The 19,853-nt window shown below is 61.2% G+C and carries 22 protein-coding genes and 1 tRNA gene; 7 read left to right on the plus strand and 16 right to left on the minus strand.

Annotated elements, in window-relative coordinates:
- Positions 1–14: 14 nt before the first annotated feature.
- From X738_RS49365 to X738_RS49430, 14 genes are all read right to left on the minus strand, one after another.
- Positions 15–707, minus strand: a complete 693-nt coding sequence (locus tag X738_RS49365; protein WP_023797473.1) for a response regulator transcription factor — start codon at positions 705–707, stop codon at positions 15–17.
- 10 nt (positions 708–717) lie between these two features.
- The gene (locus X738_RS49370; protein WP_023797474.1) at positions 718–3,435 is read right to left on the minus strand and encodes a sensor histidine kinase; all 2,718 of its coding nucleotides are present in this window, start codon (positions 3,433–3,435) and stop codon (positions 718–720) included.
- A gap of 69 nt (positions 3,436–3,504) precedes the next feature.
- Complete coding sequence (gene kdpC / locus X738_RS49375; RefSeq protein WP_023797475.1) at positions 3,505–4,074, minus strand: potassium-transporting ATPase subunit KdpC; 570 nt, start codon at positions 4,072–4,074, stop codon at positions 3,505–3,507.
- Between the two features lie 12 nt (positions 4,075–4,086).
- Positions 4,087–6,180 carry a potassium-transporting ATPase subunit KdpB gene (gene kdpB, locus X738_RS49380; protein ID WP_023797476.1) on the minus strand — a complete coding sequence of 698 codons (2,094 nt, stop codon included), beginning with the start codon at positions 6,178–6,180 and terminating at the stop codon, positions 4,087–4,089.
- Complete coding sequence (locus X738_RS49385; RefSeq protein WP_023797477.1) at positions 6,177–6,389, minus strand: hypothetical protein; 213 nt, start codon at positions 6,387–6,389, stop codon at positions 6,177–6,179. Before X738_RS49385 ends, kdpB begins: the two co-directional genes overlap by 4 nt.
- Before the next feature lie 24 nt (positions 6,390–6,413).
- Positions 6,414–8,117: a potassium-transporting ATPase subunit KdpA gene (gene kdpA, locus X738_RS49390; RefSeq protein WP_023797478.1), complete on the minus strand. Its 1,704-nt coding sequence runs from the start codon at positions 8,115–8,117 to the stop codon at positions 6,414–6,416.
- Positions 8,118–8,150: 33 nt separating this feature from the next.
- Positions 8,151–8,240 (minus strand): K(+)-transporting ATPase subunit F, encoded by a 90-nt coding sequence (locus tag X738_RS49395; RefSeq protein ID WP_023797479.1) that lies wholly within the window; start codon positions 8,238–8,240, stop codon positions 8,151–8,153.
- Between the two features lie 516 nt (positions 8,241–8,756).
- Positions 8,757–8,939, minus strand: coding sequence for a hypothetical protein (locus X738_RS49400; RefSeq protein ID WP_023797480.1), 183 nt, complete (start codon positions 8,937–8,939; stop codon positions 8,757–8,759).
- Positions 8,939–9,127 (minus strand): DUF3606 domain-containing protein, encoded by a 189-nt coding sequence (locus X738_RS49405; RefSeq protein WP_023797481.1) that lies wholly within the window; start codon positions 9,125–9,127, stop codon positions 8,939–8,941. Before X738_RS49405 ends, X738_RS49400 begins: the two co-directional genes overlap by 1 nt.
- A 196-nt stretch (positions 9,128–9,323) precedes the next feature.
- Positions 9,324–9,584, minus strand: a complete 261-nt coding sequence (locus tag X738_RS49410) for a DUF982 domain-containing protein (protein ID WP_023797483.1) — start codon at positions 9,582–9,584, stop codon at positions 9,324–9,326.
- A 167-nt stretch (positions 9,585–9,751) separates the two neighbouring features.
- Positions 9,752–9,982, minus strand: a complete 231-nt coding sequence (locus X738_RS49415; protein WP_023797484.1) for a hypothetical protein — start codon at positions 9,980–9,982, stop codon at positions 9,752–9,754.
- A gap of 132 nt (positions 9,983–10,114) precedes the next feature.
- Positions 10,115–10,876, minus strand: coding sequence for an NYN domain-containing protein (locus X738_RS49420; protein ID WP_023797485.1), 762 nt, complete (start codon positions 10,874–10,876; stop codon positions 10,115–10,117).
- 86 nt (positions 10,877–10,962) lie between these two features.
- A complete protein-coding gene (locus X738_RS49425; protein ID WP_156941535.1) occupies positions 10,963–11,235 on the minus strand; it encodes an Atu4866 domain-containing protein in 273 nt (90 codons plus the stop codon).
- A gap of 85 nt (positions 11,236–11,320) precedes the next feature.
- Positions 11,321–12,046 (minus strand): SDR family oxidoreductase, encoded by a 726-nt coding sequence (locus X738_RS49430; protein WP_023797487.1) that lies wholly within the window; start codon positions 12,044–12,046, stop codon positions 11,321–11,323.
- A gap of 139 nt (positions 12,047–12,185) precedes the next feature.
- On the opposite strand from X738_RS49430, the gene X738_RS49435 reads away from it, so the two are divergent.
- Together X738_RS49435 and X738_RS49440 are read left to right on the plus strand one after the other, a co-directional pair.
- A complete protein-coding gene (locus tag X738_RS49435; RefSeq protein ID WP_023797488.1) occupies positions 12,186–13,076 on the plus strand; it encodes a LysR family transcriptional regulator in 891 nt (296 codons plus the stop codon).
- A 227-nt stretch (positions 13,077–13,303) separates the two neighbouring features.
- Positions 13,304–13,711 carry a hypothetical protein gene (locus X738_RS49440; RefSeq protein WP_023797489.1) on the plus strand — a complete coding sequence of 136 codons (408 nt, stop codon included), beginning with the start codon at positions 13,304–13,306 and terminating at the stop codon, positions 13,709–13,711.
- A gap of 61 nt (positions 13,712–13,772) precedes the next feature.
- On the opposite strand, the gene X738_RS86785 is transcribed toward X738_RS49440, so the two are convergent.
- Entirely contained in the window at positions 13,773–13,892 is a 120-nt protein-coding gene (locus X738_RS86785; RefSeq protein WP_023797490.1) for a DUF3606 domain-containing protein, read from the minus strand.
- Positions 13,893–14,030: 138 nt separating this feature from the next.
- Between X738_RS86785 and X738_RS49445 the strand changes: the two genes are divergently transcribed.
- From X738_RS49445 to X738_RS49455, 3 genes are all read left to right on the plus strand, one after another.
- Positions 14,031–14,927, plus strand: coding sequence for an ATP-dependent DNA ligase (locus X738_RS49445; RefSeq protein ID WP_051407697.1), 897 nt, complete (start codon positions 14,031–14,033; stop codon positions 14,925–14,927).
- A gap of 352 nt (positions 14,928–15,279) precedes the next feature.
- Positions 15,280–16,002, plus strand: a complete 723-nt coding sequence (locus X738_RS49450; protein ID WP_023797492.1) for a hypothetical protein — start codon at positions 15,280–15,282, stop codon at positions 16,000–16,002.
- Between the two features lie 685 nt (positions 16,003–16,687).
- Positions 16,688–17,044 carry a hypothetical protein gene (locus X738_RS49455; RefSeq protein ID WP_023797493.1) on the plus strand — a complete coding sequence of 119 codons (357 nt, stop codon included), beginning with the start codon at positions 16,688–16,690 and terminating at the stop codon, positions 17,042–17,044.
- A gap of 1,201 nt (positions 17,045–18,245) precedes the next feature.
- Here the strand turns inward: X738_RS49455 and X738_RS49460 are convergent.
- Positions 18,246–18,335: transfer RNA gene (locus X738_RS49460), tRNA-Ser, on the minus strand.
- A gap of 415 nt (positions 18,336–18,750) precedes the next feature.
- Here X738_RS49460 and X738_RS49465 point away from each other — a divergent pair.
- A complete protein-coding gene (locus X738_RS49465; RefSeq protein ID WP_023797494.1) occupies positions 18,751–19,068 on the plus strand; it encodes a hypothetical protein in 318 nt (105 codons plus the stop codon).
- Between the two features lie 76 nt (positions 19,069–19,144).
- Positions 19,145–19,807 carry a peptide-methionine (S)-S-oxide reductase MsrA gene (msrA, locus tag X738_RS49470; protein ID WP_023797495.1) on the plus strand — a complete coding sequence of 221 codons (663 nt, stop codon included), beginning with the start codon at positions 19,145–19,147 and terminating at the stop codon, positions 19,805–19,807.
- Positions 19,808–19,853 lie beyond the last annotated feature (46 nt).

Raw genomic sequence — 19,853 nt, forward strand, 5'->3', positions numbered from 1 at the left:
CCGCGGCCCTCGCTTCAGTCGACTTCGCGCAGGCGGTATCCTACGCCGGTTTCGGTGGTGATGTAACGCGGCTGGTCGGGCGTTTTCTCGATCTTTTGCCTGAGCTGCCGCACATAGACCCTGAGATACTGCACGTCGGTCGAATCGCCCCAGACCTGCTTCAAAAGAAACTGGTGGGTGAGAACCTTGCCGGCGTGCTGCACGAGGATGCGCAGGATGTCGTACTCCTTCGGCGAGAGCTTTATCTCCCTGTCCTCGATCATGACGATGCGCTTCACCAGATCGACCGTGAGATCGCCGGTGTGGAAGACCGGCTTCTCGCCTTGCTGCTGGAACTTGTGGCGGAGCGCCACGCGGATGCGCGCGACAAGCTCGTTCATGCCGAACGGCTTGGTGATATAGTCGTCGGCGCCGAGATCAAGTGCCGAGACGATGCCGGCCTCGTCGGTGCGGCTGGAAAGGATGACGACGGGAACATCCAGGCCGTCGTCCCGCCATTTGCGCAGCAATTCGTGACCGCCCATGCCGGGCAGGCCGAGATCGAGCAGGATCAGGTCCGGCTTTTCCGTCTCCACGAGTTCGATCGCCGTCTTGGCGTTCGGCGCCTCGCCGATCGCATAGCCCTGGCTGCCAAGGCCGACGCGGAGCAGCTTGCGGATCGGCGGTTCGTCATCGACGACCAAAATCCTGACGTCCAGGTTCGTCATGGCAAGTTCGTCATGGCAGGTCATCCATGCCGGGGTCGCCCACATGTTGGTCTGCCGCTACCGGCATCCTGATGGTAAAAACCGCACCCGGGCGGTCGGTCCTGTTGGCCGCCGAAATCGTCCCGCCCATCGCCTCGATGAAGCCACGGCAGATCGAGAGCCCGAGCCCGGTGCCGGCACGGACCTGATCGCCCTTGCGCACCCGGTGGAACGTGTCGAAAATGCGCTCCAGATCCGCTGGCGGAACGCCTGGCCCGTCGTCCATGATCTGCAGCATGACGGAACCATTGTCGGCCCAGCCCTGCAGGCGGATCGTCGAAGCTGGCGGGGCAAATTTAGCGGCATTGTCGAGGAGATTGAACAGCGCTTGCTCGAACAGGACGGGGTCGACCCTCAGCATCGGCAGATCCGTGGGAATGTCCATTTCGGTCTTGTGTTCGCCGATGATTTTTCTGGCTCGATGCAAGGCGGTGCCGACAATGTCGCCGACATAGTGGAACGCGTAGTTCGGCTCCATCGCACCGGATTCGATCTTGGTCATGTCAAGCAGATTGGCGATGAAGCGGTTCAGCCGCTCCGATTCGTCGAGCACGGTCGACAGCAGGTCCGCCCGGTCCGTTTCGGGAAGCGCCGGCGCAAATTCCCGCAATGTGCCGGCGGCGCCCATGATTGCGGCAAGCGGCGTTTTCAGGTCATGGGAAATCGAGGTCAGCAGCGCCGAGCGCAGGCGGTCCGCCTCGGCCTCGAGCCTGGCCCGGTCGACGTCGGCAACAAGCTGGATGCGCTCGATCGCGACCGCCGCCTGATCCGCGAGCGCGTCGAGCAGGCGCTTCTGTTCGGGGGTCAGCAACGGGCCTTGCTTGTCGTTGTCGAGGCCCACGACGCCGACGGCGGTGCGACCGGTCCGCAACGGCAGATACAGGCGTCTTGCTCCGGGAAGCGTGTCGGCGCCGCGGCCTGCGGGGCGATCGTGCTCCCAGGCCCAACGGGCGGCCGCGATGTCGGCCTCGGCCAGCGTGTCGTCGGGTGGGTAACCGGCCTTGACGGTGATCGTGCCGTCTTCCGGCAGCAGCAGCACCACGCGCAGCTTCAGCATCGAGGCGATCTGGAAGGCAGTCGCCCAGAGCACGTCGTCTAGCGTGCCGGCGCCGGCGAGCTTCTTCGAGAAAAGATAGATATCTTCCGTGGCACGTGCCCGCGCGCGGGCAGCGACCGCCTGTCGCTGCACCCGCGCTGTCAGATTGCTGGCAATGACCGCAACAACCAGGAAGGCAGCCAGCGCCACGATGCTCTCCGGGTCCTGGATCGTCAGCGTGTAGCGTGGTTCCAGGAAGAAAAAGTTGAAGACAATGGCGCTGATGAGGCAGGCATACAAAGCCGGCCAGAGACCGCCGGTCACCGCCGACGTCAGAACCCCGATGAGAAAGATGATCGCCAGATTGCGGACGTCGAGGAACTGGTGGAGAAGGACCGCGAAGGCGAGCGAGCCAGCAACATAGGCCGTGGCCTTGAGATAGGGCCAGATATCGAATTGCCACTGCTCGTCCGCCACCTTTACGGTCCGTGACGTCGCCTCGTCGTTGCGTTCGTTTCCCGAAATGACATGGACGCTGATGTCGCCGGCATTGCGGATGAGATCATAAGTGAGCGAGCCTTCGATCAATTCCCGCCAGCGCGAACGGGTCGGCCTGCCGATCACGATATGGGTGAAGTTGTTGGCGGTCGCATGGCGAACGATGTCCTGCGCGACGTTCTGGCCTGGAATGGTCGTTACTTCGGCGCCAAGCTGCTCGGCAAGGCGCAGCAGCGTCGCGAGCCGATCCTTTTCCTCCTCGGACATGGCGGCTGAACGAGGGGTATCGACATGAAGCGCCGTCCAGGGAGCGCGGAGCCGGTCGGCCAATCTCCGCGCATAGCGGACGCGGGCCGCCCCGCCCGGACGCGCATCGACGCAGACGAGAACCCTTTCCCCCGCCGCCCAGGGCCCGGGTATGGCGTGGGCCTGCATGTGGGTCAGCAACTGCTCGTCGACGCGCTGGGCGGTGCGGCGCAGCGCCAGTTCCCTGAGCGCCGTCAGATTGCCCGGCGAGAAATAATTCTCGATCGCGCGCCGGGCGGTGCTGGGGATATAGACCTTGCCTTCCTCGAGCCGCTTGATCAGGTCGTCGGGCGTGAGATCGATGATCTCGATGTCGTCGGCCTGGTCGATGATGGAGTCTGGAACCGTCTCGCGCACCCTGACGCGCGTGATCTGCGCCACGACATCGTTCAGGCTTTCGACATGTTGTATGTTGAGCGTGGTGTAGACGTCGATGCCGTGCGTCAGGATTTCCTGAACGTCGAGATAGCGCTTGGGATGGCGGCTGCCCGGTGCGTTGGTATGGGCAAGCTCATCAACGAGGACCAGCGCCGGACGCCGGGCAAGGATGGCATCGAGATCCATTTCCTCGAGGATGCGCCCCTTGTACTCGACCCGATGACGGGGAATCACCTCATAGCCGTCGACCAGCACCTGGGTTTCCTTGCGGCCGTGCGTCTCGACGACGCCGATCACCACGTCCACTCCGTCGGCCAATCTTGCACGGCCCGACATCAGCATTTCATAGGTCTTGCCGACACCGGGTGCTGCGCCCAGAAAAATCCGCAGACGACCGCGCGCCTCCCGCTCCGCACGGTCAAGCAGGGCGTCGGGTGAGGGTCGGGTTTCGTTGCTTCTGTCGTCCGGCATCACAATCGATCATGAATGGCGCCGGGGATGGTGTCGATCCCCAGCCTGCCACTCATTGCTTCCCACAATTCATTGCTTGATGGCCTCGTCCAGCGCCAGGTTAAGCGCCAGCACATTGACCACAGGCTCTCCCATGAAGCCGAGCTCGCGGTCCTCCACATGGCTGTCGACAAGCGACTTGACACTGGCTTCATCGGCGCCCCTGGCCCTGGCCACCCTGGCGACCTGGAAATAAGCGGCCTCGGGGCTGATATGCGGATCGAGGCCGCTGGCTGAAGTCGTGACCAGATCGATCGGCACCTTCTGGTTCGGATTTTCCGCATTCAGCCTGTCGGCATCGCTCTTGACGCGGTCGATCAGCCTGGGGTTGGTCGGCCCGAGATTCGAGCCGCTCGAAGCGGCGGCGTCGTAGCCGTCGCCCGCAGCCGACGGCCGGCCATGGAAATAGCGCTCGCTGGCAAAAGCCTGGCCAATCAGTTCGGAGCCGACGACCTTGCCGTCCCTCTCGATCAGGCTGCCATTGGCCTGGCGCGGGAACAAGGCCTGGGCGATGCCGGTCATGCCGATCGGATAGATCAGGCCGGTGAGGATGGTGAAGAAAACGATCATGGTGATGGCGGGTCTGATTTGCTTGAGCATCGACTTCATTCCTTATGCGAGGCCAAGCGCGGTGATGGCCATGTCGATCGCCTTGATGCCGACGAAGGGGACGATGATGCCGCCGAGGCCGTAGACGAGAAGGTTACGGCTGAGCAGCGCGGCCGCGCCGATGGCGCGATATCTGACGCCCCTCAGCGACAGCGGGATCAGCGCGACGATGATCAGCGCGTTGAAGATGATGGCCGAGAGAATGGCGCTCTGCGGCGTCGCCAGATGCATGATGTTAAGCGCCTGCAGCGGACCTGATGTCTGCCCCGGCGCGATGTAGAAGACGGCGAACAGGGCCGGGATGATGGCAAAATACTTGGCCACGTCGTTGGCGATGGAGAAGGTTGTCAGCGAGCCGCGCGTCATCAGCAGCGCCTTGCCGATTTCGACGATCTCGATCAGCTTGGTCGGGTCGCTGTCGAGGTCGACCATATTGCCGGCTTCGCGTGCGGCGACCGTGCCGGTGTTCATGGCAACGCCGACATCGGCCTGCGCAAGAGCAGGCGCATCATTGGTGCCGTCGCCGCACATGGCGACGAGCTTGCCCTTGGCCTGTTCGTCGCGGATGAGCTTCAGCTTGTCCTCGGGCGTCGCCTGGGCAAGGAAATCGTCGACGCCGGCCTCCGCCGCGATCGCCGCCGCCGTCATCGGGTTGTCGCCGGTGATCATCACCGTGCGGATACCCATCTTGCGCAGTTCGGCGAAGCGTTCCCTGATGCCGCCCTTGACGATGTCCTTGAGATGCACGACGCCGAGCAGGCGTCCGTCGCGCTCGACCGCAAGCGGAGTGCCGCCGGATTTGGCGACATCGTCGGCGATCGCCTGGAGGTCGCGGACGGTGTCGCTGCCGGGGCGCGTGCCATGCGTGGCGACGGTCGACTGATTGACGAACGCGAGCACCGAATCGACCGCGCCCTTGCGAATCGAAGAGCCATCGATGTCGACGCCGCTCATGCGGGTTTGCGCAGTGAAGGGCACGAAAGCGGCATGCAGTGTCGCCATGTCGCGGGCACGGATGGCGTATTTCTCCTTCGCCAGCACGACGATCGAGCGGCCTTCCGGCGTCTCATCGGCAAGCGAGGCCAACTGCGCCGCGTCGGCCAACTCCTGCTCGGTGACGCCCTTGACCGGGCGGAATCCCGTCGCCTGGCGATTGCCGAGCGTGATCGTGCCGGTCTTGTCGAGCAGCAGCGTGTCGACGTCACCCGCCGCTTCGACCGCGCGGCCCGACATCGCCAGCACGTTGAACCGAACCAGGCGATCCATGCCGGCGATGCCGATGGCCGAAAGCAGCGCGCCGATCGTCGTCGGGATCAAGGTGACGAACAGGGCGACGAGGACGGTCACCGAAATGGTGCCGCCCGAATAGGAGGCGAAACTCGGGATCGTCGCCGTCGCCAGCACGAAGATCAGCGTCAAGCCGACGAGCAGGATGTTCAGCGCGATCTCGTTGGGCGTCTTCTGGCGCGCAGCGCCTTCGACCAGCGAGATCATACGGTCGAGGAACGTATGGCCGGAGGCCGCGGTGATGCGCACGCGGATCCAGTCGGACAGAACCTGCGTGCCGCCGGTCACCGCCGAACGGTCGCCGCCGGATTCACGGATCACCGGAGCGGATTCGCCGGTGATCGCCGCCTCGTTGACCGAAGCGACGCCTTCGATCACCTCGCCGTCCGATGGAATGATGTCGCCGGCTTCGACGAGCACCACGTCGCCGACCTTCAGGCTGGTGCCGGGCACGAGCTTGAACCTGGTGCGGTCGTCGCCGCTCAACAGCTTGGCCTGGCTCTCGGTGCGAGCCTTGCGCAGCGAATCGGCCTGCGCCTTGCCTCGGCCTTCGGCGATCGCTTCGGCGAAGTTGGCGAAAAGCACGGTGAACCACAGCCAGATGATGATCTGCAGCGAGAAGCCGAGATCGCCGCCACCAGTGACGAGATCCTTGACGAACAGGACTGTCGTGAGCGCCGAGACCACGGCGACGACGAACATCACCGGATTGCGCATCAAGGTGCGCGGGTTCAGTTTCCTGAAGGCGCCGTCGATGGCGGGCAGCAGAATGCGGGCATCCATGATGACAGCGGATTTGGACTGGCTCATTTGGTGGCTCCAGTATCGATGTTGTTGGTTGGCGCCGATCGATCGGATGCCGAACGAAGATGCGGAAGCCCGGAGGCCAGCAGCCAGATCACGATCATGACTGCCGCAATGCCGAAGAACGTGGACATGGTCGGGAAAGGAGGCGGGGTTGCCCCTTTCCGATCATCTCGATGCCGAATCTTGCGACGTATGGTTTCGAGCCAGGACATAATTTTGATCCAAGGTGGGACGGTTCAGAAAGTCTGCCCGTGGATGCCAGCCAGGTGCTCGACGATCGGTCCGACCGCCAGCGCCGGGAAGAAGGTGAGGCCGCCTACGATCAGAATGACGCCGACCAGCATCCCGACGAACAGCGGCCCGTCGGTTGGGAAGGTGCCGGCGGAGGCCGGCACCGTCTTCTTGGCGACCAGCGAACCAGCGATCGCCAGAGCCGGGATGATGACCAGGAAGCGGCCAATCAGCATGCCGATGGCGAGCGTGATGTTGTACCAGGGCGTGTTGCCGGTCAGGCCGCCAAAGGCCGAGCCGTTGTTGGCGGCAGCCGAGGTGTAGGCATAGAGAACTTCGGAGAAGCCGTGCGGGCCGGCATTGGCCATCGAAGCGACGCCGGTCGGCAGCACCACCGCGATGGCGGTGAAGATCAGCATCGCCAGCGGCAGGCAGAGAATGGCGAGCATCGCCATCTTGACCTCCTTGGCCTCGATCTTCTTGCCGAGATATTCGGGCGTGCGTCCGACCATCAGTCCGGCAACGAAGACGGCGATCACGATGTACATCAGGATGCCGTAAAGACCGGCGCCGACACCGCCGACAATGACCTCGCCGAGCTGCATGTTGATGATCGGGATCATGCCGCCAAGCGCTGTGAAGCTGTCATGCATGGCGTTGACGGCGCCGCAGGACGCGGCGGTGGTGATCACCGCAAACAGCGCCGACAAGGCGATGCCGAAGCGTGTTTCCTTGCCTTCCATGTTGCCGCCGTCGATGCCCAGCGCATGCACCAGCGGATTGCCTGATGCTTCCGCCCAGTAGCAGACGGCGACGCCGGCGATGAACAGGACGCCCATCGCCGTCAAGATCGCCCAGCCCTGGCGCTGGTCGCCGTTCATGCGGCCGAATACGTTGGTCAGCGCCGCACCGATGGCGAAGATCGAAACCATCTGGATAAGATTCGAGATCGCGTCGGGGTTTTCGAAGGGATGCGCGGCATTGGCGTTGAAGAAGCCGCCACCATTGGTGCCGAGCATCTTGATGGCGATCTGCGAGGCTGCTGGCCCGACCGCGATCGTCTGCCGCGCGCCTTCCAGGGTTGTGGCTTCGAGATAGGCGCTGAGCGTCTGCGGTATGCCGAGATAGACATAGACCAGCGTCAGCACGATGCAGAGCGGCAACAGCAGGTAAAGGGTGCAGCGGGTCATATCGACCCAGAAATTGCCGATCGATTTGCCGGAAGCCTGGGTGAAGCCGCGGATCAGCGCGATTGCGACGGCGATGCCGGTCGCTGCGGACAGGAAGTTCTGCACGGTGAGGCCGGCCATCTGCACGAGATAGGACATCGTGCTTTCACCGCCGTAGTTCTGCCAGTTGGTGTTGGTCATGAAGCTGGCGGCGGTGTTGAAGGCGAGCCCGGGTTCGACGGCGCTCATGCCGGCCGGATTGTACGGCAGGCTGCCTTGCAGCCGTTGCAGGGCGTAGAGCACCAGGAAGCCGGCGAGGTTGAAGAACAACAAGGCCGCCGCATAGGTGGTCCAGTGCTGCTCCTCACGCTCGCTGGTCCCCGATATGCGATAAAGGCTCCGCTCGACAGGGCCCAAAATCGGCGAAAGGAACGTGCGGTCGCCGCTGAAAACACGATACATGTAGCCGCCGAGCGGCTTCACCAGCAAAACGACGATCCCGCAATAGACGAGGATCTGCATCCATCCGTTGAAAGTCATTGAAATAGCCTTCCGTGCCTGCGCCAGTTGCCGTTAGAAACGTTCTGGGCGAATGAGGGCGTATGTCAGGTAGACGAGAAGGAACAGGGTCACAGCGCCACCGAGGATATAGTCGACAAGCATGTTGCGGTCCTTCCGCCTAAAGACTGTCGCAGGCTTTGACGAAGGCGAAGAACAGGGCGAAAAACAAAAACCCTATCCCGAGAACGATGATGTCCATCGGAGCTGTTCCTTATTTTCGTTTTTGCACTGGCTTGCCTGCAGCCGGGCAGCGTTGAAGTCATGTGAAGACACTCTGTCGCGATGATAATGGCGACCGAGATGTGTCCTTCCCGACGAAATATGGATCCAAACCCCATAAAGGTTCGAGACGTGGCGAAGAGGAAAGAAATAAGAATCCTATAAAGGATTTGCCGTCGCGGCTCTCAGCGCGGCGCTCAAAGAGAAGCCGTGCGGCGGGACGAAGCCGCCGAAAATCAGCGATTTCGCGTATAGATCACGGCATAGTCGTCCGCATACGCCCGCTTCCAGCCGAGTTGATCGAAGAATGGGATGGGGCAGTCGTCCAGCGTGCGAATGGCTGGCGGGTGCGAAGCTGATGCGGGAACGAGGGCGGACTCGCTCCGCCAAATCGGCTGCTCAGCCTTCGGCCTTGAAGTTCTTGGCTTCCTTCTCGACCTTGGCGCTGTCCTTGCCGTGCTTGCGCATCAGATCCTTCGCCTGGTTGGGCGAAACGTCAGTTGTCTCGGCCAGTCGCAGGGCCTCCTTGTCGTCCGGTTGGCGTTTCTTCCGATCGGCCATTGCGGTCCGTTTGTCAGCCATCACAATGCCTTTATGCTCTTGGCGATTTCGTTCAGCACCTTGCGGTCGGTGCCGTGGCGCTTGATCAGCGTGCGAGCCTGGTCGGGAGTGATGCCGGCTTCCTCGGCGAGATGCCTCACCTCATAGTCTTCGTCGCCGGCTACTTGTGAGCGATCGCGGTTGTCGGTCTTGGTCTTGTCGTCGGGCATGGCAGTTCTCTCCTCCATTGGACCTTGAGCATAACGGCGGAGATTTCGTGAGGTTCCTTAATGCATGTCGCCCAAAAGTGCGCAGCGGTTTTGGGACAACGACATAAATAAACAGGAGCAATGCATGTCGCCCAAAAGTGCGCAGCGGTTTTGGGACAACGACATGCATAGCGACAGCAATGCGACGTGAAGCGCTTTAACGCCGCCCTTCGCGCACAAACACATGGGCTTCCTTGGCTGCCGCCGTGAATGCCCGCCGCGCAGTCCCAACCGCCCGCCGCTGCTCCATCGCATCCATCATGGCTTTCAAGGCCGCGCGATATTTCGGCCCGCGCTTTTCGTTTGGCCATTTGTCGACCAGAAGCGAGGCCGCCTGGACCGTCCTCGTCACAGAAAGCCGGCGTCCGGTGCGTTCGCTCTCGATCGTCACCGGAACGTCGAATTGTTCATCACGCATTGCCGCCACTCCTCGACTCCAAGGACAGCAACGGCGCAGCGGAGTTATTCGTTCCGACAGCGAATGGCGCGATCCATCCCGATCACAATTCATGGTTACGGAGTGGCTTATGTCGCCAGTCTCATTTTAGACAGTGCGCAAGCCAATTGCGGGCCGGGCGATGTGCATCAGCGGCACCGATGGTCGAACACGATCCCCATGGTCCTGCCAATTGCGGTCATGACGATAAGCTCGACCAGTTGGTCGTCGCTGTCCGTACAAGCTGGGCCTGCCCGGCGGATGGTATCTATTGCGGCTCTGGTCGATATGGTGTCGCCGGCGCGGAATTTTGAAAGCGCAGATGAAACGAGTTCATGGGCCGGCAAGTCAACGACAGGCGCTTTCGAAACGATGTCCATTGGCCTCCTCCGCCATGAACTCTCTGCCACGAGAATAATACGCCGAATGGTGGTTTTCGCCAGCGAAATTGTGGTCCGACCAGAGGCCAATCGGACACCAATCGAACTGGGACAGCTAGCTTTTTGCAGGGCTCAGCGCGATGCTGCCGACCTCGATTTCTCTCTGCCTTTCGCAGCTGGCTTGACCCTTATGCGCATCGCTCCACCCTCGGGATGATCGATCTCAAAGGCATTGGTCTTGCGCACGAGATCGCTCAGCTTGCGAAAGCCGAAGGTCCTGGGATCGAAGTCGGATGCCAGATTGGCGAGCTGATTGCCGACAATGCCGAGCGGCACCCAGCCGTCCTCGGTTCCCATCTGTGAAATGACCCTGGTGATGATCGGCGTCGCGGCGCTGGGCGGCTGCAAGGACTTCGTTGGCGCCGCATCGTTCGCGTTGGCTGGCGCAGTCGGCAGCAGGTTCTCGGTGTATACGAACCGGCGGCAAGCCTGCCGGAAAGTCTCCGGCGTCTTCTGCTCGCCAAACCCATAAACGTCGATCCCGTGCTCCCTGATGCGAGCGGCTAGGCGGGTGAAATCGCTGTCGGACGACACCAGGCAGAAGCCTTCGAACCGCCCGCTGTGGAGAAGGTCCATGGCGTCGATGACGAGCGTGATGTCGGATGCGTTCTTGCCGGTGGTGTAGGCGAATTGCTGCTGCGGGATGATCGCATGCTTCGACAGCACATCGGCCCATGCCTTTGAGCGGGTGCTGGAGAAATCGCCGTAGATGCGACGGACGCTTGCCTCGCCGATCTTCGCGATTTCCTCGAACAAACCGTCGGCAATCTTGGCCGAGGTATTGTCCGCGTCGATCAGCACTGCAAGACGTGGAGAACGTGGTTCGGTTGGCAAGGTGAGCCCCTGTTTTTGGCTGAGCACCAGAGACATATGGTGCAGCGGCGCCATGCGAAACCTTTTTATCGAAATACGAACGTCATCTACTTCTCCAGATACAAAATCATGCCGGCGTGGTGCAGCACGCCGTCAATGAACGTTCCGTCAGCGGTAAAGCCGGTGTCGTCCCAGTAGTCGATGTGATTTCCCCGGATCTCATAGCGCCCCTGGTATGCGCTCTTACGGTTCCCGCGCGCTTCGTCATAGCGACCATTTGGAAGCAAGTTGTGGCGGATATGGCCATCGGCCGTGACCCACATCCCGACATAGGGGTGGCTTGCCGAAGGTCTGGCAGCGGTATTTTGCGCGATATTCATTTGGGCGAAGCCTTTCTGTGCGGATAAGCCGGCCGCGCCGGCAACAAGCACGGCAGCGGCAAGTATGGAAATCTGTTTCATGGGACTACTTGCTGGCTGTCGGCCGGATGACGATCTCGTTCACGTCGACATCGTCCGGCTGTTCGATGGCAAAGCGCACGGCACGGCCGATCGCGTCGGGCTGCAGGGCAATGGCACGATAGGTCTTCATCGCTTCCACCGCGACCGGATCGGTGATCGTGTCGGCGAGCTCGCTCTCGACCACGCCGGGATGAATGCAGGTGACGCGGATGTTGTCGTGCTCCTGCCGCAAGCCATCGGAGATGGCGCGGACCGCGTATTTGGTTGCGCAATAGACCGCGGCTGTCGGCGATACTGAAAGCGCGCCGATGGAGGCGACGTTGACGACATGGCCGGAGCCTCGGGCCGTCATCTGCGGCAGCACCGCAGCGATGCCGTAGAGCACGCCCTTGATGTTGACGTCGACCATTCGGTCCCATTCATCGACCTTCATCGAGGCCATCAGCGACAACGGCATGACGCCGGCATTGTTGACGATCACATCGACTCGTCCCCAGGCCTGGCGCGCCGCATCGGCAAAAGCGGCGACATCGTCGCGGTCGGTCACGTCCAGGCGGCGTGTCATTGCCTCCCCGCCCTTTGCCCTGATCTCTTCTGCGAGCGCGTCCAGCCGACCGGTGCGGCGCGCACCCAGCATGACCTTTGCTCCTGCGGCACCGAGCTCCCGGCCGATGGCGGCGCCAATGCCGCTCGAAGCCCCGGTGATGAGCACGACTTTGTTGGGGGACAAGTTTGGGTTGAGGGACATGTTCGGTCTCGGTCTGGTTGATCTTGCGAACCGCCATGCAGCGATTGCCACGAAGATGGATCTGCTTCACTGTTGCGATAAGACGCCCATTTGTTTACAGCGTCGAAAGCACAGCTAACCAATGCAGCCGGATCTCAATGCGCTTGCCGTCTTCGCCCTCGTCGCCGAGGAGCGGAGCTTTCGCGCGGCTGCGGACCGGATGGGCGTCACCCGCTCGGCGGTGAGCCAGACGATGAAGCGGCTGGAAGAGACGCTCGGTATCGCGCTGGTCCAGCGCACGACGCGAAGCGTCAGCCTGACCGAGGCTGGCGAACGCCTCTACGCCGAGATAGCGCCCGCCATCGCCGACATGCGCGCCGCGATGGAGAGCACCGGGGACCTGCGCGGGCGTCCGCGCGGGCAGTTGCGGCTCGCCGTCTCGTCGATCGCCGAGCGCTTTCTTTCAGGGCCGTTCCTGGCGACCTTTGCCGAAGCCAATCCCGAGGTCCGGATCGACATCACGGTGACGGACGAGGAATTCGATATCGTCGCCGAGGGATACGATGCCGGCGTCAGGCTCGGCGAGGTGATCGAGCAGGACATGATCGCGGTGCCTGTCGCCGGTGACGAGCGGCAGCTGGCCGCCTGCGCGCCGGCCTATCGTGATCGGTTTGGCGAGCCGTCGCATCCGCAGGAACTCGCGGGCCATCGCTGCATTGGCTGGCGTCGCGCCCCGAAGGTCGCGCCCTATCGCTGGGAATTCGCCGAGGACGGCAAGGAGTTCAGCGTCGCGGTCGCGCCGGCGATCACGACCAACGACATGGCGTTGATGATAAAGCTCGCCATTGCCGGAGCCGGCATCACTTTCGGCATGGAGGAAAGCTTTCGCCCGTGGATCGCTCGGGGCGAACTGGTGCCGGTTCTCGTCGACTATTGCCCGCGCTTTGCCGGCTTCTACCTTTATTATCCGAGCCGTCGCAACGTCGCGCCGAAGCTGCGCGCGCTTGTCGAACACCTGCGGCGTCCTGGCTAGCGTTTTCCACGCGGACGATTGAACCGAAATCGCTTTCCGGCCGCCCGCTTTGGGACGGGAGTCCAGATCGTCAAACTCCGCTGTGCGCACCCGGTATCTCGATGTTGCATTTATATTAGTGTGAGCGCATGTTTTCATCAGCCGGCGCAAGCCGGTTAGGCCCGGCGGCCAGCCGGTCACCCCCAACAGGCTGCCGGGCCGCCAGCAACGGGTTGGGAGGACATGACATGCCGAAAATCTCGGAACTCTTTTTCAAGACAGCGATCGTCTTTCTTATTTTGGGAATTGCAGCCGGCCTGCAAATGGCAATTTCAGGCAATCACGGCGCCTACCCGGCTCACGCACACATCAATCTCCTGGGATGGGTAACAAGTGCAATCTTCGGTGGGTACTCCGCCCTGAACCCGGCAAAAGCCGCCCGCAGTATCGCAATGGTCCATTATGGCGTCTATAATCTTGGCCTGGTGGTGATGTTGCCGGCCCTCTACTTGATGCTGCATGGAAATCCGGCGCTTGAGCCGATCGTCGCCACCGGCTCAATGATCGTCGCTGCCAGCGTGCTCATCTTTGCGTTCGTGGTTTTCTCCGCCGAAACGGCGCGCTCAGTCTTGGGAATGCCTGCGGTTCCACGCTAAACGATGTCAGGATATTGCTGAGCCAGCAAAAAGGCTCGCGGCACCTCTGAGCGTTTGGTCATCATTGTGCCGGCAATGCCTTCGCGGCGGCGGTCAGGGCTGCCCGATCGTTGCCGTGCTTGCGGATCAGTTCGCGCACCTGCTCCGGCGTGATGTTGTTCTGCAGAGCGAAAAAGTTCACCTCATAGTCGAGCTCGCCGATAGCTTGTTGCGGTCACGAAAGTCGCTTTTGCTTTGGTCGTCTGCCATATCGCACGTCCTTTAGAATTTTCTAATATTGACTATGGCTAATATACGCCGATGACCTAGACTGGGTTCCATGCGCAGGCGGGCAGATGTCGGCACCGGCCGGCTAGAGTTCATTCCCCCGATGGAGCCCAAGCTGGTGGCCATGCCGCCCGAGGGTGACAACTGGATTCATGAGATCAAGCTGGATGGCTACCGCGCCCAGATCATTATCAACGGCCCCGAGGATATCCGCGTCTATACCGAAACCGGTAAGGACTGGACGCGTCAATATCTGGGGATCGTGGTAGCCGCGGGTGAGCTTGAGGTCAAGAACGCCATCATCGACGGCGAGGCGGTCGTCACCGACAAGGCCGGCATGCCCGACTTCAACGCGCTCCAGAACGCCGTCCACAACAATCCCTACGGCATGTACCTGTGCGCATTCGACATTCTGCACCTGAACGGCCATGATCTGCGCGACGTCGGCTGCAAGGCGCGCCGCGAAATTCTCAGCGGTATCATCAAGCCGCACAGCCGGATTCGGTTTAGCGAGGTCCTGCCTGGTGACGCGCGGTCGCTCTTCCACCTCGTCGAGGAGGTCGAGCTTGAGGGAATTGTCTCGAAGCGCGCCGACAGCAAATATCGCAGCGGCCTGACCTCGAACTGGCTGAAGACCAAGAGCTTCACAGTCGATGAATTCGAACTGCTGGGCGTCGAGCGCCAGCCCGGCGAGGCAGCCTTCGCCCTTTTGGCACAGCCCGGCACCGGGAAATATGTCGGTTCCGCCCTGATCAGCCTCGGCCGCGACATGAAGGAGCGGCTGTTCAAGCGGGTTCGGGAGCACGCCGGGCCGCCGCCAGAGGCCATGAAGAAACGGCCGGGGACACAATGGCTCAGGCCCGGGGTGAAGCTGCGCATCAGGCATCTTCGCGGCGACCACAGCCACATACGCAATGCGTCGCTGCTGGGTTTCGGTGACGAGAGCTAGTGCGCTTTGTCTGCCCCCTTTGAGCGACGGGCGCTTCGGCACCGCAGCCAGAACGACGTCGTGACCTGGTTCACGCGGCTGGCCAATGACTGGCTGCCCAAACCTTCATCCTTGGCTGCACCAGCGCTTCGCCGTCAATTAGCCGAAGCAGGAGCCGTATGCCCCTTGCCTTGATTGGGCTCGTCGGATCTGTGTGGGGCGCTCGGCAATGGGCGTGCCCACCGCTGTATTATGCGACGATCGAGCCCGCTACGGACATGCCCGGATGGGCGGCAACCAGGCCGCGAATTGGCCGCAATGTCCCGGTTCAACTGTCTGCCGTGGCTCATGCTATCCCTGAGGTGCGTGAAGTATGAAGTATCTGTTGTCTCTGGGCATTGTGCTCTTTTCGGTACCTTTATCGGCATCGGAGATCATCCTGGAGCAGGTCACATTGCGCCGAGGGATGGAAGGCGACACCAGGCAGTCGGGAGCCTTGGACGATCCGAAAACCTACAGCAAAAACAAGGTGTACCGTGAGGAAAAGGAGCCCGCAGCGAAAGCTGGCGTCGAGATAGACCAATTCCTGGATGATTACTATGCGAAAGGATTTCGGAAGGAATCTGGAGCCAACAGAGCAGTACACTACCTGATATTCTACAATTCAATCTCGGCACCGCAGTGCAAGAGGGAATATTTGATCCAGCGGGTAAGGCAAACCAAGATATATATATATTATCAAGAAAATAGGAAGATTGTCGGTAAACAAGTCAAGTATCTTGTGGAGGTTTTCAAGCTGAACAGCTGCGGGCACACCAAACGCGCCGACCGTCATAAACAACTTCATTTTCTGGGGGACGTCCAATCGCGAAAGACTGTCGTCGACATCGAGGTCGGTTGCGGCGAGGTGCGCAGCGTGGCCGAAGGATTGGCTTGGCCTTTCGATCAGAAAATCCTGTTTAAAGAGTTGCAGGATTATTCCAACAAACCCGGCCTCTACGACAAGGTCAGCTTCGAGTTCTCGAGGTCTTACAGCTTTGCTTCGGAATTCGACCGGAATGGACACAAGACAACGTTGCCGTATTTTCTCCAGTAACCTTCCTCGAAGTAGGTCCGACCTTGCTGCCTTTCTGCCGCCGCCGGGACCTGAAGTTTTTTTCCGGTGACAGTGCACCTTTTGTCTTCTTCCGTTCCCGCATTCCACCCGTCGCCCGCTGCCTCACGGTGGCGGGGCCTTTTGATGGGCACACCGGAACCAGAGCTTGGCGATCCGGTTAACTGGATATGCCAAACAAAATCAAAGACCCGCCACCGAAGCCCGCCCCGAAGAAGACACCTGTCCGTCGTCCCGACAAGAAAGCGTCGCCGGAGCCTGAACATGTGGACCCGCCGCCACGAGACGTGCGCGAGGCTCCGGCACCAAATCCAAACGGCGATAGGAAGTCATAACCGCCGCGCAAGAACGACGTAGCGCCTCGCCGCCTCATGACGGCGGCCTTCATTTCGAACCGGAATGACCCCTCAAAAGCAAGCTTTCGGCTGATCTATAGGCAATTACGGTGACAGTGCACTATTTCTTTTCCTCGCCTGCTGCGTCCCCATTACGCTGCGTGTTTTCAGTTTTCAGAGGCCCAACCGGCCAGCAGTAGGCGAGGCAAGCAACTGCGGGAACGGATACATTTTTGTCAGCAGACAACGCTGCCCCATTCCATAGCGCCTCTCCGAACTGTTGTTTCGGTGCTATGGTGTTCCTGCATGATCAGACTGCAAGGATATGAGGCATGCCCGAAATCACCCGCCGTACACTTCTTGCGTTCACGGCCGTAGCCTCGGTTGTTGACCCGACGTTTGCTGAAGGGGAACGTGCCTCACCCGAATTGCAGGCGCTAATCGGAGCCCATGAGGCCGCCTATGTCGCGCTCCACAGGGTTGTTCATCGAACGGACAGCAGCAGCCACGACCGCAAGAGGGCAGACCGGATTGAAGAGGACGCATTGCTGGCCATCTGCTCCTATCCTGCGATCAGTCGAGGCGAGCGCCGAGCCAAGGCCGAGTATCTGTTAGCCACTGAGGCACGGGGCGAACTTGACCTGGAAGAGCACATGCAGGCCATCCTGCACTCGATGATGCGTGGCTGATACCATTGTCACCGGCAGCCACCGCAATTCGATGGCTCCAGCGAGTTCAATGGAAAGCGGATGGTTCTGCGGCTCTCTTGGACTGCTCGGCCCGACGATGTGGGTGCCCGAACACGTGGGAGAGCATCACATCGAGCCCTTGAGACCGGTTCGAGGTGCAGCCGCCCGGTATCTACTTACGCGGCGCGTCGTTGAGCGAGGTGGAAACCCGAACGGGCTCGACGAGGCTCGACGGCGGTCACGATGCTGTGGTGGTGATCGCAGTACACGCGGTCAGGCGAAGTTGGCCCAGCACAAAAGCGGTGACCGCCGGGNTTGAGCGAGGTGGAAACCCGAACGGGCTCGACGAGGCTCGACGGCGGGCACGATGCTGTGGTGGTGATCGCAGTACACGCGGTCAGGCGAAGTTGGCCCAGCACAAAAGCGGTGACCGCCGGGCACTGACCGATCTTCGCGAACCGGGAAGCGGCATTGACAACTGCCCAGCTTGATGAGGGGGACGTCACTTGTTGGCAGTCTGGTATTTTCAGGCATGATGTCTTTCTGGTTCCTAAAGGTTGGCCGTACGTCATCGCCATGATCCAATAGTCTGATTTCCACCGTGGAGGGCAGCGACTGCGTCGGGCGAGTTCATCTCGCTTGGCTGGCTATGGAACACCATGTGGTGTCGGGAACTGCTTCAAGCAATTGCTTGCGGCTAGAAGCCACACCGCCGCTGATGGGTGCGCGAAGCAGGCATCCTTGTCCGTGCCGGTTGACCCCCGGGGAAGCTTGTCCGAAGGCGGGGTGGGTGCGGATTGTGGGGCCCACCACGCTGCGTTCTTTTCGGCTTTTAGGGAACCGGCCAGCAATGCGGATACATTTCGTCAGCAAACGATGTAGTCGCGTCCTAGAGCGCCTTTCCGAAGTGTTGCGCCGGCCGGCCCTGTCAGATAGCAAGGATATGACGCATGCCCGAAGTCACCCGCCGTACACTACTTGCGTTCACCGCCGTGGCGTCCGTCGTTGAACCACGTTTGGTGAAGGGGAAACTGCCTGACGCGAATGCAGGCGGAAGCGTCGTTTCGGATGGTTCGAGAATGCGGCAGGCTGTCGCGGATCGGGCCTGCGCAAAGCGCCAACCGAAGGTGCAAGGAAGGTGCAAGTAAATTCGACAACGATCGATATTTCTCAGCTAAAACAACCTTTTAGTAGGGAAATGTGGCGGAGAGAGCGGGATTCGAACCCGCGTTACGGTCTCCCGTAAACACACTTTCCAGGCGTGCGCCTTCAACCACTCGGCCACCTCTCCGTCCTGGCATTTTCGCTACGGCCGGTTTCGCCGCGCGGGTTGGGGAGATGCCGTCTCCTTGGGGATTCCCGGTCCGGAACTCCGCACCGTCGGCGCCGTCAACCAGCGGACACCTTTTCCCCACACCTGAGCCGTCAAAGCAACAGGCGCGGGGCTCATCTAGTCGATCCGGTGCCGAATGCCAAGACATAACAGCACTCTATTCGCTTTGTCGGACAGCGATGCTCTGACCATCCCACCAGCGCTGCCTTGGTAGCCGATCGCCGCGATCGGCGGCGTCGTCTTGGCCGACCGAGCGGCGAAAACCGGCGGCGCAGGTTCAACTTCGCGTGTCGCGATTGCGGATAAAGCTCGCAGATCCTATTTATCAGGCCGATACAGATATTTCTGAAGCTTGCGGGGAGGTAGGGTCTGGATGTTCCGCTTCGTCTTCCGTCTTGCCGCAATGGTTGCGCTTTCGGTTTCGGTCATCATGGCGGTGATGGACGCGACGCGCTCGGTGGCGGCCTCCGCCCTGGTCATGACCCCGCTCAACACGAGCTGGCTCGCCGTCGCGCCGGATACGCGAAGCGCCTTCGAAAGCTTCGTCCGCGACAGGCTTGGTCCGCTGCTGTGGGACGGCGCCATCGCCTGGGTGCTCAACCAGCCCGGTTTCGCGGTGTTCGCGGTGCTTGCCTTCATTCTCTACATGATCGGCTACCGGCGGGAGCGGGCGACCGGGCGGTTCGCCTAGACTTGATAATTTGTTGTTAAAGATCTTCTGGCGTCCCAACCAAGGCGTCCCCAACCAAAGAGAAGGGAGACTGCACATGTTTCTCAGCGACATGCTGAACAAGAAGCTCAACCTGCCGAAACCTGCCGAGGCGCTGCCGGGTCGCGCCAATCCTATCCCGACGGCATCCAATCATTTTGTCTCGAAGCGGCCGCTGAAGGGCCCCTATCCCGACGGGCTGGAGAAGGCGATGTTCGGGCTGGGCTGCTTCTGGGGCGCGGAACGCATGTTCTGGCAGGTCGAGGGCGTATGGGTCACGGCCGTCGGCTATGCCGGTGGCGTCACCCCCAATCCGACCTACCAGGAAACCTGCACCGGTTTGACCGGCCATGCCGAAGTCGTGCTGGTCGTCTACGACCCAAAAATCGTGTCCTATGCACAGCTTCTGAAGCTGTTCTGGGAAAGCCACGATCCGACGCAAGGCATGCGCCAGGGCAACGATGTCGGCACCACCTACCGCTCGGCGATCTACACCTTCGGCGATGCGCAATACCAGGCGGCGATCGCCTCGCGCGACGCCTACGAGGCCTCGCTGCGCGGCGCCGGGCGCGGCAAGATCACCACCGAGATCGCTCCGGCGCCGGAATTCTACTTCGCCGAGGAAGACCACCAGCAATATCTGGCGAAGAATCCCTACGGCTATTGCAATCTGCAGGGCACCGGCGTCACCTGCGCCATCCCGGCTGCCGTCTCCGCCTGAGGCCTTGGCGGGACGATGATCCCGGCTTTTCCAACAGGTCAAAATT

The sequence above is a fragment of the Mesorhizobium sp. L48C026A00 genome, assembly GCF_000502375.1.
GTDB lineage: Bacteria > Pseudomonadota > Alphaproteobacteria > Rhizobiales > Rhizobiaceae > Mesorhizobium > Mesorhizobium muleiense.

Excerpts from the sequence above, each read along its gene's own strand:
- X738_RS49365 (WP_023797473.1), bottom strand. The coding sequence starts at position 707 with ATGACGAACCTGGACGTCAGGATTTTGGTCGTCGATGACGAACCGCCG.
- X738_RS49370 (WP_023797474.1), bottom strand. The coding sequence starts at position 3,435 with ATGCCGGACGACAGAAGCAACGAAACCCGACCCTCACCCGACGCCCTG.
- kdpC (WP_023797475.1), bottom strand. The coding sequence starts at position 4,074 with ATGCTCAAGCAAATCAGACCCGCCATCACCATGATCGTTTTCTTCACC.
- kdpB (WP_023797476.1), bottom strand. The coding sequence starts at position 6,180 with ATGAGCCAGTCCAAATCCGCTGTCATCATGGATGCCCGCATTCTGCTG.
- X738_RS49385 (WP_023797477.1), bottom strand. The coding sequence starts at position 6,389 with ATGTCCTGGCTCGAAACCATACGTCGCAAGATTCGGCATCGAGATGAT.
- kdpA (WP_023797478.1), bottom strand. The coding sequence starts at position 8,117 with ATGACTTTCAACGGATGGATGCAGATCCTCGTCTATTGCGGGATCGTC.
- X738_RS49395 (WP_023797479.1), bottom strand. The coding sequence starts at position 8,240 with ATGCTTGTCGACTATATCCTCGGTGGCGCTGTGACCCTGTTCCTTCTC.
- X738_RS49400 (WP_023797480.1), bottom strand. The coding sequence starts at position 8,939 with ATGGCTGACAAACGGACCGCAATGGCCGATCGGAAGAAACGCCAACCG.
- X738_RS49405 (WP_023797481.1), bottom strand. The coding sequence starts at position 9,127 with ATGCCCGACGACAAGACCAAGACCGACAACCGCGATCGCTCACAAGTA.
- X738_RS49410 (WP_023797483.1), bottom strand. The coding sequence starts at position 9,584 with ATGCGTGATGAACAATTCGACGTTCCGGTGACGATCGAGAGCGAACGC.
- X738_RS49415 (WP_023797484.1), bottom strand. The coding sequence starts at position 9,982 with ATGGACATCGTTTCGAAAGCGCCTGTCGTTGACTTGCCGGCCCATGAA.
- X738_RS49425 (WP_156941535.1), bottom strand. The coding sequence starts at position 11,235 with ATGAATATCGCGCAAAATACCGCTGCCAGACCTTCGGCAAGCCACCCC.
- X738_RS49435 (WP_023797488.1), top strand. The coding sequence starts at position 12,186 with ATGCAGCCGGATCTCAATGCGCTTGCCGTCTTCGCCCTCGTCGCCGAG.
- X738_RS49440 (WP_023797489.1), top strand. The coding sequence starts at position 13,304 with ATGCCGAAAATCTCGGAACTCTTTTTCAAGACAGCGATCGTCTTTCTT.
- X738_RS49445 (WP_051407697.1), top strand. The coding sequence starts at position 14,031 with ATGCGCAGGCGGGCAGATGTCGGCACCGGCCGGCTAGAGTTCATTCCC.
- X738_RS49450 (WP_023797492.1), top strand. The coding sequence starts at position 15,280 with ATGAAGTATCTGTTGTCTCTGGGCATTGTGCTCTTTTCGGTACCTTTA.
- X738_RS49455 (WP_023797493.1), top strand. The coding sequence starts at position 16,688 with ATGCCCGAAATCACCCGCCGTACACTTCTTGCGTTCACGGCCGTAGCC.
- X738_RS49465 (WP_023797494.1), top strand. The coding sequence starts at position 18,751 with ATGTTCCGCTTCGTCTTCCGTCTTGCCGCAATGGTTGCGCTTTCGGTT.
- msrA (WP_023797495.1), top strand. The coding sequence starts at position 19,145 with ATGTTTCTCAGCGACATGCTGAACAAGAAGCTCAACCTGCCGAAACCT.